The organism is Caballeronia sp. 11_S32, assembly GCF_056930355.1.
Window position 1 is genome coordinate 483,128 of the sequence record NZ_JBXOWH010000004.1, and the last position, 12,563, is coordinate 495,690.

General features: G+C 63.9%; 15 protein-coding genes and 1 pseudogene. 13 read left to right on the forward strand and 3 right to left on the reverse strand.

Translation table 11 applies throughout. The features are described from left to right. Positions 1-27: 27 nt before the first annotated feature. Positions 28-866, forward strand: a pseudogene (locus AC1Z32_RS28270) (DUF6402 family protein). Positions 867-1,375: 509 nt separating this feature from the next. Here AC1Z32_RS28270 and AC1Z32_RS28275 read toward each other — a convergent pair. Next, the gene (locus tag AC1Z32_RS28275) at positions 1,376-2,581 is read right to left on the reverse strand and encodes an NAD(P)/FAD-dependent oxidoreductase (protein WP_483482144.1); all 1,206 of its coding nucleotides are present in this window, start codon (positions 2,579-2,581) and stop codon (positions 1,376-1,378) included. A gap of 295 nt (positions 2,582-2,876) precedes the next feature. Between AC1Z32_RS28275 and AC1Z32_RS28280 the strand changes: the two genes are divergently transcribed. Together AC1Z32_RS28280 and AC1Z32_RS28285 are read left to right on the forward strand one after the other, a co-directional pair. Next, a complete protein-coding gene (locus tag AC1Z32_RS28280; RefSeq protein WP_483482145.1) occupies positions 2,877-3,257 on the forward strand; it encodes a nucleotide pyrophosphohydrolase in 381 nt (126 codons plus the stop codon). Between the two features lie 107 nt (positions 3,258-3,364). Beyond that, positions 3,365-4,546 carry an acyl-CoA dehydrogenase family protein gene (locus AC1Z32_RS28285; RefSeq protein ID WP_483482146.1) on the forward strand — a complete coding sequence of 394 codons (1,182 nt, stop codon included), beginning with the start codon at positions 3,365-3,367 and terminating at the stop codon, positions 4,544-4,546. Between the two features lie 12 nt (positions 4,547-4,558). Here AC1Z32_RS28285 and AC1Z32_RS28290 read toward each other — a convergent pair whose 3' ends face one another. Next, positions 4,559-4,810, reverse strand: coding sequence for a DUF4148 domain-containing protein (locus AC1Z32_RS28290; RefSeq protein ID WP_483482147.1), 252 nt, complete (start codon positions 4,808-4,810; stop codon positions 4,559-4,561). Positions 4,811-5,073: 263 nt separating this feature from the next. On the opposite strand from AC1Z32_RS28290, the gene AC1Z32_RS28295 reads away from it, so the two are divergent. The 5 genes from AC1Z32_RS28295 (at position 5,074) to AC1Z32_RS28315 (ending at position 8,990) form a co-directional block, all read left to right on the forward strand. Next, positions 5,074-6,111: a M14 family zinc carboxypeptidase gene (locus AC1Z32_RS28295; protein ID WP_483482148.1), complete on the forward strand. Its 1,038-nt coding sequence runs from the start codon at positions 5,074-5,076 to the stop codon at positions 6,109-6,111. Beyond that, complete coding sequence (locus tag AC1Z32_RS28300; protein WP_483482149.1) at positions 6,108-6,929, forward strand: alpha/beta fold hydrolase; 822 nt, start codon at positions 6,108-6,110, stop codon at positions 6,927-6,929. Before AC1Z32_RS28295 ends, AC1Z32_RS28300 begins: the two co-directional genes overlap by 4 nt. Then, entirely contained in the window at positions 6,926-7,432 is a 507-nt protein-coding gene (locus tag AC1Z32_RS28305; RefSeq protein ID WP_483482150.1) for a cupin domain-containing protein, read from the forward strand. The genes AC1Z32_RS28300 and AC1Z32_RS28305 overlap by 4 nt, the downstream gene beginning before the upstream one ends. Before the next feature lie 287 nt (positions 7,433-7,719). Further along, entirely contained in the window at positions 7,720-7,959 is a 240-nt protein-coding gene (locus AC1Z32_RS28310) for a hypothetical protein (protein ID WP_483482151.1), read from the forward strand. A gap of 200 nt (positions 7,960-8,159) precedes the next feature. After that, positions 8,160-8,990 carry a GNAT family N-acetyltransferase gene (locus AC1Z32_RS28315; RefSeq protein ID WP_483483335.1) on the forward strand — a complete coding sequence of 277 codons (831 nt, stop codon included), beginning with the start codon at positions 8,160-8,162 and terminating at the stop codon, positions 8,988-8,990. A gap of 17 nt (positions 8,991-9,007) precedes the next feature. Here AC1Z32_RS28315 and AC1Z32_RS28320 read toward each other — a convergent pair whose 3' ends face one another. Further along, the gene (locus AC1Z32_RS28320) at positions 9,008-9,202 is read right to left on the reverse strand and encodes a DUF1059 domain-containing protein (protein WP_483482152.1); all 195 of its coding nucleotides are present in this window, start codon (positions 9,200-9,202) and stop codon (positions 9,008-9,010) included. Positions 9,203-9,326: 124 nt separating this feature from the next. On the opposite strand from AC1Z32_RS28320, the gene nthA reads away from it, so the two are divergent. From nthA to AC1Z32_RS28345, 5 genes are read left to right on the forward strand one after another with little or no spacing between them, the layout of a single operon-like run. Further along, positions 9,327-9,974: a nitrile hydratase subunit alpha gene (gene nthA / locus AC1Z32_RS28325; protein ID WP_483482153.1), complete on the forward strand. Its 648-nt coding sequence runs from the start codon at positions 9,327-9,329 to the stop codon at positions 9,972-9,974. After that, positions 9,971-10,645 carry a nitrile hydratase subunit beta gene (gene nthB, locus AC1Z32_RS28330; protein WP_483482154.1) on the forward strand — a complete coding sequence of 225 codons (675 nt, stop codon included), beginning with the start codon at positions 9,971-9,973 and terminating at the stop codon, positions 10,643-10,645. The genes nthA and nthB overlap by 4 nt, the downstream gene beginning before the upstream one ends. A 1-nt stretch (position 10,646) precedes the next feature. Next, complete coding sequence (locus AC1Z32_RS28335; RefSeq protein ID WP_483482155.1) at positions 10,647-11,453, forward strand: nitrile hydratase accessory protein; 807 nt, start codon at positions 10,647-10,649, stop codon at positions 11,451-11,453. A gap of 22 nt (positions 11,454-11,475) precedes the next feature. Continuing rightward, on the forward strand, positions 11,476-11,862 hold the full coding sequence (locus AC1Z32_RS28340; RefSeq protein ID WP_062604224.1) for a tautomerase family protein: 387 nt from the start codon (positions 11,476-11,478) through the stop codon (positions 11,860-11,862). Beyond that, entirely contained in the window at positions 11,859-12,560 is a 702-nt protein-coding gene (locus tag AC1Z32_RS28345) for a 4'-phosphopantetheinyl transferase family protein (protein ID WP_483482156.1), read from the forward strand. The genes AC1Z32_RS28340 and AC1Z32_RS28345 overlap by 4 nt, the downstream gene beginning before the upstream one ends. Positions 12,561-12,563 lie beyond the last annotated feature (3 nt).

The window sequence follows — 12,563 nt, forward strand, 5'->3', positions numbered from 1 at the left end:
ATCCCCGGCGCGATGCGCAAGGAAATGATGCCGATCGGAGCAAAGCTGATGGATCGATGGTTTGCAGGACGGCTGAATTACTCACCGACTCCTGCAGACGAAAAAGCGGAAATCAATCAGGAAGGAAAGCCCTATCCTCCTGAGATGTATGACACAACCACAATCAAGCTAGATTGGGTGTTGAAGTCCGCACGCGCCAAGGAAAAGTTTGACTACTTGATAAGCGAAGCTGTCCGATCACCTGCAGCCCGCAAAGTGCTCTACGATAAACTGGTTCTCTATAAGGACAGGGACGATATTTTTACAACCGATATTTGTGGAGAAGACCCAAAAGAATTGCACAAACTTTTTCAGTTTCAACGTGTCGACGTTGATGGGACTTTCAGCGAAAAGATAGCGACTCAATTGACGGCAGATGTCGAGCGTTTCGGTGTCCCCGATGATCTATCCGCTGCACTCGGATCGTTCAACCTTATGCCGCTATCGGAAGCGTCAGGTTTTTCCACGATACTTTCAGCTATAGCTCTCGAACGAAAACAGAGGTGACAGGCGTGTGGGTGTACGTGAAAGACAACTACACATTCACTGATCAGCAAGGCGAGCGCTCACAGTACCTCGGGCATTGGAGCAGCAATGGCATCATCGTCATTCCGCTTGATCAGATTGCATCTTTCTCTTCTGGCATCCCCTATGTAGACTCACCGATCACCGTCGGAAATCCGGCCATCAAGGGTGAAACATACTATCCAATACATAACAGCGACTTTCGTGCGTGGTCGACCAGGCATCGACGCGGAGGAGATTTTATTATCTTCTCAGATCGCCGCTTCGTTCCAATTTTTCCACCAATCCCGCTGTATTTATGAGGCTGGCTTTTAGGCGCGGCGCACTACTTGTGTCGGTCGTTGGCGTGTTTTATTTCGCCCTGTTCAACCACACTCCACGCGGTACAGACTGTCGAGGTTCGTCATCTCCGGATGGCCTCTACAGAGCCGAGCTTTGCATGCTGAAATGGTTCGGGCGAGGTAATGCGAAATATGTTGGTCGGGTCTTCGATGCCAGGAGCGGAGAACTGTTAGCGCAACACACGTTCGTAACGCCAGTGCCAACGATTACGTGGTCTGACTACGAGGGGGAATCCGTGTTGTTTTCAATTGGCGATGGCGGTGATGACTCGACGTATGTAGCTTTACCGCCATCAAAGTGGGAACGGCTTTTAGCTGCGCGTCCACGGCTGTAACCACACCCGACGCGCCACATACGAGCGCGGTCCTCGGTCAGGTGCAGTTGTTGCGAGCAGGAAGATCGCATGGATTGCAAGCACGGCCAGTTTCAAATGCAAGTCGCTGCATCTATCCCGCCGGCTGAGCCTGCATCACGCGACGACGATACGCAGCGGGTCCGCGGCCGCGAACGCTTCGGCCCGCTCCGCGCTCGGCGGATAGATCCACTCGGTGTTGATGCGCGTCTTCAGTGCCTTCGCCTGCGCGCCCGACATCTTCACCTCACGCTCCCAGCCTTCCGTATAGACCGCGCCCCACGGTCCCAGATCGAGACACGTCACGTATTTCGGCTGACTGTACGGAATGGGCGCTTCGCCCAGCATGTCCGCCGCGACGTTGTGACCCGCCGAGCGGCCGAGGTTCATCGCGTGCTGGCAGGACATCAGCGCGTGGTTGCCTTCGTCGTCGGTGGCGGCGTAGGCGACATCGCCCGTCGCGTAGACCGTGTCCACGCCCAGCACGCGCAGATTGCGATCCACGTGCAGGCGGCCCAGTGCATCGCGCTCGGCGGGAATCTGCGCCGTCAGCGCGCTCGCGCGCACGCCGGCGGTCCAGATCACCGTGCTCGCTTCGATGCGCTCGCCGTCCGATGTCGTGAGTCCGTTCGCATCGACCGATGCCACGGCCGAACCGAGCCGCCACTGCACGCCGAGTGATTCGAGCGCCTCTACGATGACCGGACGCGGGCCCGCGCCGAGGTCCGGCCCGATCTCCGTGTCGCGCTCGACGATGATCACGCGCACATCCGCATCTTCGCCAAGCGCCGCGCGCAGCCGCGCGGGCATTTCCGCAGCCGTTTCGATACCCGTGAACCCGCCGCCCGCGACGACGACCGTGTTGCGCGCGGGTGTATCGGGTTGCGTCGCGAGTTGCTTGATGTGCGCTTCGAGCGCGGCCGCTTCGTCGACCTGATCGACGCTGAACGTGTGTTGCGCGAGTCCCGGAATCTGCGGACGGAACAGGCGGCTGCCGGTAGCCAGAACGAGACGGTCGTAGTTCAGCTTCGATGGCGAGCCGTCGGCGCCCAGCAGGTCGACCTGATTGCGCTCGACATCGATGCGCTCCACCGTGCCCTGAATGAACCTGACGCCCGTGGACGCGAAGATGTCCAGCAGCGGCGCCTTCATGCCCGCGGCATTTTCTTCATAGAGACGCGGACGCACGTGCAAATGCGGCTCCGGCGCGATCAGCACGACTTCGATATCCGTCCTGCCGTGCTGGTCGATGAGCCGCGCGGCGGAAAGGGCGCTCCACATGCCGGCGAAGCCGGCTCCGACTACGAGAATGCGCTGGGACATTTCGATGCTCCTTGAGAATTCGATGTTGGATTCGCTCGACGGGCGATTGTCGTCGCCATCGCTTAACTGCGATTCTATGAGTCGTAGATAGGAATCGCAAGAGGTTTACTGGGAACGAGAAAATCTGTCCGATTTGCGCGAATTAAGTGGAGCTAGAAGCGAGTTTCGGACATGTTCGTATCCAAACCTGCCGAAACTGGGATAAGCGAAGGTGTAGATCAAGCGAACAGGCGGCAATACGGTGCCCACCGCGCTAAGCTATGCAACGCACGCAACGAAACATCAGAGGAAGCGAATGGAACAGGAAAACCAGCAGAAGAGCGGCAGCGAGCTCATCGAGATGCGCAACCTGCTGCGCGAGTTCGTTCGCGAGCGCGACTGGAGCCGCTTTCATTCGCCGAAGAATCTGGCGGCGGCGCTTTCCGTCGAGGCGAGCGAGTTGCTCGAACCGTTCACGTGGCTCGCCACCGGCGACAAGACCGAGCTGGACGACACGAAGCTGCGAGCCATCCGCCACGAAATGGCGGACGTGCTCGCCTATCTCGTGATGCTCGCGGATTCCCTCGACGTCGATCTGCATCGCGCGCTGATCGAAAAGATGGCGTTGAACCGTTCGAAGTATCCGGCTCACAAGGTGAAGGGCGACGCGCGCAAATACACCGAATACGATGAATGAGCGATGAATGAGCGACGAATGAGCCCGCGAGGGCAAAGCCTCTGGCGCGCGGTGCGCCCGCGCGGTTAAGCTTGGCTTCGACCGCTCGTTTCCTTGGAGGATTGCCGATGGACTTTTCGCTTTCGCCGGAGTTGACCGATCTGCAGGCGCGCGTGCGCGCTTTCATCGCCGAAGAAATCGTGCCGCTCGAGCGCGATCCGCGCTGCACGCCGCATGGCCCGAACGAGTCGCTGCGCGCCGACCTGATCGCGAAGGGCCGCAAGGCGGGGCTGCTGTCGAGCCATGTATCGCCGGAGTTCGGCGGCCTCGGGCTGAACCACGTAGCGAAAGCCATTCTGTTCGAGGAAGCGGGCTATTCGCCGCTCGGGCCGGTCGCGCTCAACATCGCCGCGCCCGACGAAGGCAACATGCATCTGCTCGAAGCCATCGCCACGCCGCAGCAGAAGGAGCGCTGGCTGCGTCCGCTCGCGGCGGGCGCGATCCGCTCATGCTTCTGCATGACCGAGCCGCCGCCGGGCGCGGGCGCCGATCCCGCGATGCTGCAGACCCTTGCGGTGCAGGACGGCGACGACTACGTGATCGACGGCCGCAAGTGGTTCATCACGGGCGCGGAAGGCGCGGCGGTCGCGATCATCATGGCGAAGTTCGCCGACGGCCCGGCGACGATGTTCCTCGCCGACATGTCGAGCCCCGGCATCGTGATCGAGCGCGCGATGGATTCGCTCGACACATGCTTTCCCGGTGGCCATGGCGTCGTGCGCTTCGAGGGTCTGCGCGTGCCGAAGGAAAACGTGCTGGGCGAGCCGGGCGAAGGTTTTCGCTATGCGCAAGTGCGGCTATCGCCCGCGCGTCTCACGCACTGCATGCGCTGGCTCGGCGCCGCGCGGCGCGCGCACGATGTCGCGACGGCGCACGCACGGCAACGCCAGGCGTTCGGCCGTGCGCTGGGAGAGCACGAAGGCGTCGGCTTCATGCTCGCGGACAATGAAATGGACCTGCACGTGACGCGCCTCGCCATCTGGCACTGCGCGTGGGTGCTCGATCAGGGCGTGCTCGGCAAGCACGAATCGAGCGTCGCGAAAGTGGTGTCGTCGGAGGCGCTGTGGCGCGTCGTCGATCGTTCCGTGCAGGTGCTCGGCGGGCAGGGCGTCACGCGTGAAACGGTCGTCGCGCGGATTTTCGCGGACATGCGCGCATTCCGTATCTACGACGGCCCCTCGGAAGTGCATCGCTGGAGCATCGCGCGGCGTATCCTGCGCGGCGACAAACCGCGCAAGGAGTCCGCCTGACGAATCGCCGGCTCAGTGAACGCTGGTGTCGCCGCTCGCCTGCCGCTGCGCGACGATGCGGCTCGCGCGCTGCGCGTTCTCGGGATAGTTCAGCCAGTCGTTGGGATCGTAGCCCGCCGCGCGCCATAGCAGGAATTCCTGCTTGACCTGCGCGCGCGTTTTGGGCGCGTTCGGATCGCTCGTCTGAAGCTGCGGTTGCGCGAGCGCGGATGCGGCGCAGCACAACGTCAGCGCGCCGAGAATGAAACGTGGGATGGATGTCATGACGAGTACCTCACACCGCGTAGCACGGTCATTTGATTCTAGGTGACGGAACGAAAAAGGGCAGAAGACCTTTCGTTCGTGTGCCGCATACCGCATGCCTCGGCTGCGCGGCGCGATATTCGATGTCGCGTGCCAGCCATCCGCCCTATACTCGTTTTTTTCGGGCGGGACATGCCGGCGCGTTTTCATTGAACGCAGCGAAGCAAAGAACCACGGCCTGATATCGCGAACAAAAACAAGCACACGACAAACAGGCCGCAGTCATGAGCACGTCGGACGTTGCCGTCACCAGCAGTTTCCCGGAAATGGACGAACTAAACGCGATCCGCGTTGCGGGCGGGGCGCGTTTCGCGTGGCACACCATTGGCGAAGTGCGCGCGCGCAAGCATGCGTTTCCGCTGCTGACCGCATCGATCGGCTGTGAAGATCCTCGAGCGCCTGCGATCGGCTTTTTTGGCGGCGTACACGGCCTCGAATGCATCGGCACGCAACTCGTGCTCGAATATATGCGCGCGCTGTTGCGCCGCCTCGAATGGGACGACACGCTGCATCAGCAGTTGCGCGCGATTCGTCTCATCTTCATGCCGATCGTGAATCCCGGCGGCATGTTCGCGCGCACCCGCGCGAATCCGAATGGCGTCGATCTGATGCGCAACGCGCCGCAAAGCGCCGAAGGACGCGTGCCGTTTCTCGCGGGCGGGCAGCGTATCGGGCCGTGGCTGCCGTGGTATCGCGGGCACGTCGACGGCCGCATGGAAGTGGAGAGCGCGGCGCTGCTTTCGGTGGTCGAAGAGCAACTGATGTCGCGGCCGCTCAGCTTCGCGCTCGACTGTCATTCGGGCTTCGGCTGGGACGACAGCATCTGGTTTCCGTACGCGGGCACCGACCGGCAAATGGCGCATTTGCCCGAAATGTTTCTGCTGAAGACGATGTTCGAGGAATCGTATCCGCATCATGGCTACGCGTTCGAGCCGCAGAGCCATCAATATCTGTTGCACGGCGACCTGTGGGACTTCGCATACGACCGCTCGCGCGCGCCCAATATCTTTCTGCCGATGACGCTCGAGCTCGGCTCATGGCGCTGGATTCGCAAGAATCCGATGCAGCTGTTCTCGCGCCTCGGCATCTTCAATCCGATCAAGGCGCATCGCACGCGCCGCGTGCTGCGACGGCATCCGAACTTCTTCGATTTCCTGACGCGCGCCGCTTTCTCTTCGCGCCGCTGGCTCCCAAGCGGCGAATTCCGCGAGGAAGTGCTGCGGCGCGCGCGCGAGCATTGGCAGCGCACGGGCGCGCCATGAGCCAGTGGATTCTATTGCGCGGCCTCACACGCGAAGCGCGCCACTGGGGCGCGTTCGAGGCGGCGCTCGCCGCGCATGGGCTTGTCGGCGCGGATGAGCGGGCCGTGTGCATCGACTTGCCGGGCAACGGCGCCGAGCATGCGCATGCGTCGCCGCAATCCGTCATCGCGATGATGGACTTCGTGCGCGCGCACGCCGCCGCGCTGAATGTGCGCCTGCCGTGCCGCGTGCTCGCAATGTCGCTCGGCGCAATGGTTGCCACCGCGTGGGCGCAGCATCATGCCGGCGAAATCGAGCGGCTCGTGCTCATCAATACGAGCATGCGTCCGTTCGCGCGCATGCACGAACGTCTGCGGCCCGCGGCATGGCCAATGCTTGCTCGTATTGCGATGAACTGGCCGCGGCCCGAACGATGCGAAACACTGATACATCGGCTGACGTGCAATCGCGGCGACACGCGCGACGCGGACATCGCGCAATGGGCGCGGCTGCGGCGCACGCACGGCGCGGGCGCGGCGAACGCGCTGCGGCAACTCGCGGCGGCGGCGCGCTTTCGCGCATCACGCGATGCGCCGCGCTGTCCGGTGCTGCTGCTTTCGTCGGCGGCTGACCGGCTCGTCGATCCGGTATGCTCCGTGCGCATCGCAGCTCAATGGCGCGCTTCCCACGCGGTGCATCCTTGGGCTGGCCACGATCTGCCGCACGACGATGCGCAATGGACGTGCCGAAGCATCGCCGTATGGCTCGATGAAGAGCGCGCGAAAAGAAGCGCATGTGACACGCGTGTGACAACGAATCCACACCTGACCGGAACATGAAACCGCCCATCGTCAATCTCGACACGTTGAATCCGCAGCCGCTGCCACCCGAATTCGCGCCGACGGGCGCCGCCGCGGAACGCTATGCACCGCGCATCGCGCGTATCGGCGGCATGATCGGCGCGAGGAAACTCGGCTACAGCCTCATCGTGCTCGAACCGGGCAAGCGCGCGTTTCCGTTTCATCACCATCGGGTGAACGAGGAGATGTTCTTCGTCGTCGAAGGCGAGGGCGAAGTGCGCATCGGCGGCGAGACGCATGCGATCCGCGCGGGCGATATCATCGCCTGCGTGCCGGGCGATTCCGAAACGGCGCATCAGATCGTCAATACCGGCAGCGTGGCGCTGCGCTACCTCGCGGTCAGCACGATGCAATCGCCCGAAGTCGTCGAGTATCCCGATACCGGCCGCCAAGCGGTGCTCGTCGCGGATGAGCCGGGCGTGAAAGGTCTGCGCGCGGTGTTTCGCGCCAGCGACTCGCTCGGTTACTGGGACGGCGAATGAAGCGGGCGCCGGCATGACGCGCGGCCGTCGCTGCCGCCATATCGCGCGTAACGACGCGTAACAGTGCGGACTTTCTTGTTAATTCTTGTTAAGCCCGTGCCATTCGCGCGACGCCTAAGGGAAACCTCTGTTGCAACGCAGCATCGCCTTGCGTATGCTGTTCATAGCGGGTGGCATCGGCTGCCTGGACGCATCGACACGAACAATAGAACGCCGTTGAGCAAGCAGCGTTTCATCGGATGGGGGCCGGTAAACCTTACGGGCATCTGCCTGAAGGAGTCGCAAATATGGATCTGAGCACATCGTCGAAACCGACGCTGCACGTCTTCAATCAGGAAGGCGGGTGGCATTGGGGCATCACCGTCGAACGGGCTGCGGGAGGCGGAATGAAGGTCGTTGCCTATAGCGACGAAGGCTTCGATTCCGAGGAAGAAGCGCGCGAGGACGGCGAGCACGTGCTGCGCTCGGAAGACTGGCGCTCGCGCCAGAGCTTCAGCCGCAGCGAGCGGCGTCAAGGGTATCCCTGATCGGGACGGCACACGGTCGCCCCGATATTCTTCTGCTGTTCGCCTCATCCCCGTTGCACTCACCCCTCGCTGCATCTTTCCCCTGCACCAAAAACGCGCGACACTGATCGCACCTTCGTTTCGACAAGGCGCTTCATATGTCGTCCATTCCTTGTCCATCCGGCGCGGCGCCCGATGATTCACGCTACGTCGTGCGCCGCATGACGCCACCCGATGTCGACGTGGCCCTCGACTGGGCCGCTGCCGAAGGATGGAACCCCGGCCTCGACGATGCACGCGCGTTCTTGTCCGCCGACCCGCACGGCTTTTTCGTGGGCACGTGGGACGGCGCGCCGATCGGCTGCATCTCGGCGGTCGCATATGGCGATGCGTTCGGCTTCATCGGGCTCTATATCGTGCATCCCGAATGGCGCGGCAAGGGCTTTGGCATGCGCTTGTGGAACAGCGGCATGACTTATCTCGACGGACGCAACATCGGCCTCGACGGCGTGCTCGCGCAACAGCCCAACTATCGGAAATCCGGCTTCGTGCTCGCGTATCGCAATGTGCGCTATGAGGGCGTGGCGTCCGCGGATGAAGACGTCGTCGACGGCGTGACGATTGCCGACGCCGCAAGCGTGCCCTTCGAGCGTCTGCTCGAATACGACACGCGGATGTTCGCCTGCGAGCGCGCCGGGTTTCTGCGCGCGTGGCTGTCGCTGCCGCAGGCGCACGCGCGCGCACTTGTCGCGCTCGACGGCGACACACTGCGCGGTCTCGCCGTGATCCGGCGCTGCGGCACGGGCCACAAGATCGGCCCGCTCTTCGCCGACGGTCTGCCCGCCGCGCGCGCGCTTTATCGCGCGCTCGTGTCCGTGCTGCCGGGCGAGCCAGTGTTTCTCGATGTGCCGGAAAGCAATCCGGCGGCGGTCGCGCTCGCCGTCGAGCATGACATGAAAAGCGTCTTCGAGACGGCGCGCATGTACACGCGCGCGGCCCCGGACGTGCCGCTCGCGAATGTATTCGGCGTGACGACTTTCGAGCTCGGCTGAAAACCGGAAAAGCGCGATCAGTCCGGCGGCGTGCCTTCGTGGAAGAAGGTCTTCAGTTGCGAGCGCAGTTCCGGCGAATCCGTGTGCTGATGCACGGCGACCGCGTGCTGCACGGCCGCTTCCATCAGCTCGTCTTCGGTGTCGGCGGACAGAACGATGCTGCACTTCACATCGCTCGGGCATTCGCGGCAGTCGATGTACTTGCGCGTCATGGCATCCTCCTGGCATGAGACGCTGATCCCAGTATAGGCGGCGCGCAGGCGGCCCGTGCCGGCGTTTGCACGCGCGCGCGCACTCCGGTAACGTGTGACGTCTGTGCCAATCGCGAGTCTCTCCATGAGCCACGATCATTCTCATCATCACGATCACGATCACGCCGGCAGCGCGTTGCCGGAGATGGACCTGCGCGTGCGCGCGCTCGAGTCGCTTCTGGTCGAGAAAGGCTATGTCGATCCGCAAGCGCTCGATGTGTTCGTTGAAACGTACGAGCACAAGGTCGGGCCGCGCAACGGCGCGCGCGTCGTCGCGAAGGCGTGGTGCGACCCGGACTATCGTGCGTGGCTCCTGGATGACGCCACCGCCGCCATCGCATCGCTCGGCTACAGCGGACGGCAAGGCGAGCACATGGTCGCGCTCGAGAACACGGAGGACGTACATAACATGGTCGTCTGCACGCTGTGCTCGTGCTATCCGTGGTCGGTGCTCGGGCTGCCGCCTGTCTGGTACAAGTCGGCGCCGTATCGCTCGCGGGCGGTGATCGATCCGCGCGGCGTGCTGAAGGAGTTCGGCGTCGAGCTGCCGGCGCACGTCGAACTGCGCGTGTGGGATTCGACCGCCGAGGTCCGCTATCTCGTCGTGCCGGTGCGTCCCGCCGGCACGGACCATCTCGACGAAGCGGCGCTCGCGAATCTCGTCACCCGCGATTCGATGATCGGCACGGGCGTCGCGCTCGCGCCATCGCAGGCTGCGGGAGCATCGGCATGAACGCGGCGCACGACATGGGCGGCATGCAGGCGTTCGGCCCGATCGAAATCGATGCCTGCGACACGCCGGGCGCTTCGCCTTTTCATGCGGACTGGGAGCGGCGCGTGCTCGCCGTCACGCTCGCGATGGGCGCGACGGGCCAATGGAACATCGACACGTCGCGCGCGGCGCGCGAAAGCCTGCCGCCCGCGCAATATCTCAACAGCACCTACTACGAAATCTGGTTCGAGGGCTTGAAGAAGCTGCTCATCGCGAAAGGACTGGCGAGCGCGGATGAAATCGCGGGCGGCCATGCGCAATCCGCCGCGAAGCCGAACGTGCGCGTGCTGAAAGCAGCCGACGTGGCCGCGGCGCTCTTGCGCGGCTCGCCTGTCGAGCGGCCGGCGACATCGGCGGCGCGCTTTGCCGTCGGTGATGAAGTCCGCACGAAGCTGATGAATCCGCCAACGCACACGCGTCTGCCGCGCTATTGCCGGGGCAAGCTGGGGCGCATCGTGGCGGTGCGCGGCACGCATGTATTTCCCGACGAAAACGCGCTCGGTCACGGCGAACATCCGCACTGGCTCTACACCGTGCGCTTCGATGCCACGGCGTTGTGGGGACCGGACACGACGGCGTCGTCGGTCTGCGTGGATTGCTGGGAGCCTTATCTCGATGCGGCGCATGCGTGACATGAATTCGAACGAACCGAAGCTTCACGAATTGCGCGCCGCGTTGCCCGGATTGCCGTTCGACGACGACGGCCCGGTGTTTCGCGCGCCGTGGCAGGCGCAGGCTTTCGCGATGACGCTCGCGTTGCACGAGCGCGGCGTGTTCACGTGGAAGGAATGGGCGCATGCGTTGAGCGTGGCGATCAAGGACGCGCAGGCCGCCGGCGATCCCGACCACGGCGACACCTACTACGCGCACTGGCTGGACGCGCTGGAGCATCTCGCCGCGCAGAAGGGCTGCGTGAGCGAAGAGACGCTCGCGCGCCGGCGCATCGAATGGGACGAGGCCGCGCGCGCCACGCCGCATGGCCAGCCGATCATGCTCGGGCGCACGCATCAACTGTCCGCCGCGACGCTCGATGCATATCGCGCGGCGATCTATCGTATCGACAGCCGCGACGCCCAGCCGGACATCGACATGAAAATCGGCGTCGCGAATGGCGACGTTGCATCGTTGCTTGCGAGGCACGGCGTCGAGGGCGCGGTGTTCGTCACGGCGTTCAATCCGTTCGGCCATGTGCTCGCACCCGAGGACAACGCGGCGCGGCAGCGCAGGCTGACCGAGCGCGTCGGGCAAATGGGACTGCGCGCGCTGCGCGGCGAAGGCATCGATCCGATGAACATCTGGGTGGCCGAAGCGAGCCTCTTCGTGCTCGGCGCGACGCCCGATACCGCCGATGCGCTGTTGACGGAGTTCGAGCAGAACGCGGTCGTGTACGTCGATCGCGCGGGCGTGCCGGAATTGTTGGCGCATCCGGACCATCGCTGAAACCATCCACGAGGAGAATCTGATGCCGCTCGTTCGAATCGATTTGCAGAAGGGCAAGGACGGCGCATATCGCGCGGCCATCGGCGACGTGGTGTACGACGCGATGCGCGCGACGCTCGACGTGCCCGAGAACGATCGCTTCCAGATCGTCGCGGAGCATGGCGCGACGGATTTCATCATCGACCGGACGTATCTCGGCATCAGCCGCACCGACGATTGCGTCGTGATCCAGGTCACGCTCAACGAAGGCCGCGATCTCGCGAAGAAAAGCGCGTTCTACAAGGCCGTCGCCGATGGCCTGCACGAGCGCCTGAAACTGCGGCGCGAGGACGTGTTCATCAGCCTCGTCGAAGTGAAGAAGGAAAACTGGTCCTTCGGCAACGGCGAGGCGCAGTACGCACCCAAATGACCGAAGCAACGATTCCCCTCGACGTTACGCCGATGCCGCTTCCCGCCGCTGCGCCCCATGACGTGCGCGTGTGGCTGGTTCCTATCGATCTGACCGCGCCGCTCGACGGCGCGTATTTCGCGGTGATGCACGCGAGCGAGCGCGCGCGGGCGGCGCGCTTTCTGCGTCACGCGGATGCCGCGCGCTTCGCGACCGTGCGTTGCGCGCTGCGCTATGTGCTCGCGGCCGAGACGGGCGCCGATGCCGCGAGTCTCGTGCTCGACGCCGGCGAGAAGGGCAGGCCCTTCCTCGCGCATCCGGACGCGCCGGATTTCAACGTATCGCATTCGGGCGCGCATGGGTTGATCGCGGTATCGCGGGGAAGGCGCGTGGGCGCCGATATCGAGGAAGCGCCGGCGGCATTCCGCTGGCGCGAACTGGCGCCGGCCGTGCTGGCTGATGCCGACCGCCGCGCGATCGACGCGATGCCCAGCGATGCTGCGCGAAGCGGCGCATTCTTCGACTGCTGGACGGCCAAGGAAGCGGTGCTGAAAGCGCACGGCGACGGCATCGGCGGCGGCGCGATCTCGATGACAGGCTTTTCGGTGCTGCCGCGCGACGGCGTTCGCTACGCGGTCACAGAGAGCGCGGGCGCGTTCGATGCGATCGCACTCGCCGCGCCTGCCGGTTACGCGGCGGCGCTCGCCTGGTCCTTGTGATGC

Bases quoted from the DNA above. Each gene is read 5' to 3' on its own strand.
- AC1Z32_RS28275 (WP_483482144.1), bottom strand. From the start codon at position 2,581: ATGTCCCAGCGCATTCTCGTAGTCGGAGCCGGCTTCGCCGGCATGTGG.
- AC1Z32_RS28280 (WP_483482145.1), top strand. From the start codon at position 2,877: ATGGAACAGGAAAACCAGCAGAAGAGCGGCAGCGAGCTCATCGAGATG.
- AC1Z32_RS28285 (WP_483482146.1), top strand. From the start codon at position 3,365: ATGGACTTTTCGCTTTCGCCGGAGTTGACCGATCTGCAGGCGCGCGTG.
- AC1Z32_RS28290 (WP_483482147.1), bottom strand. From the start codon at position 4,810: ATGACATCCATCCCACGTTTCATTCTCGGCGCGCTGACGTTGTGCTGC.
- AC1Z32_RS28295 (WP_483482148.1), top strand. From the start codon at position 5,074: ATGAGCACGTCGGACGTTGCCGTCACCAGCAGTTTCCCGGAAATGGAC.
- AC1Z32_RS28300 (WP_483482149.1), top strand. From the start codon at position 6,108: ATGAGCCAGTGGATTCTATTGCGCGGCCTCACACGCGAAGCGCGCCAC.
- AC1Z32_RS28305 (WP_483482150.1), top strand. From the start codon at position 6,926: ATGAAACCGCCCATCGTCAATCTCGACACGTTGAATCCGCAGCCGCTG.
- AC1Z32_RS28310 (WP_483482151.1), top strand. From the start codon at position 7,720: ATGGATCTGAGCACATCGTCGAAACCGACGCTGCACGTCTTCAATCAG.
- AC1Z32_RS28315 (WP_483483335.1), top strand. From the start codon at position 8,160: ATGACGCCACCCGATGTCGACGTGGCCCTCGACTGGGCCGCTGCCGAA.
- AC1Z32_RS28320 (WP_483482152.1), bottom strand. From the start codon at position 9,202: ATGACGCGCAAGTACATCGACTGCCGCGAATGCCCGAGCGATGTGAAG.
- nthA (WP_483482153.1), top strand. From the start codon at position 9,327: ATGAGCCACGATCATTCTCATCATCACGATCACGATCACGCCGGCAGC.
- nthB (WP_483482154.1), top strand. From the start codon at position 9,971: ATGAACGCGGCGCACGACATGGGCGGCATGCAGGCGTTCGGCCCGATC.
- AC1Z32_RS28335 (WP_483482155.1), top strand. From the start codon at position 10,647: ATGAATTCGAACGAACCGAAGCTTCACGAATTGCGCGCCGCGTTGCCC.
- AC1Z32_RS28340 (WP_062604224.1), top strand. From the start codon at position 11,476: ATGCCGCTCGTTCGAATCGATTTGCAGAAGGGCAAGGACGGCGCATAT.
- AC1Z32_RS28345 (WP_483482156.1), top strand. From the start codon at position 11,859: ATGACCGAAGCAACGATTCCCCTCGACGTTACGCCGATGCCGCTTCCC.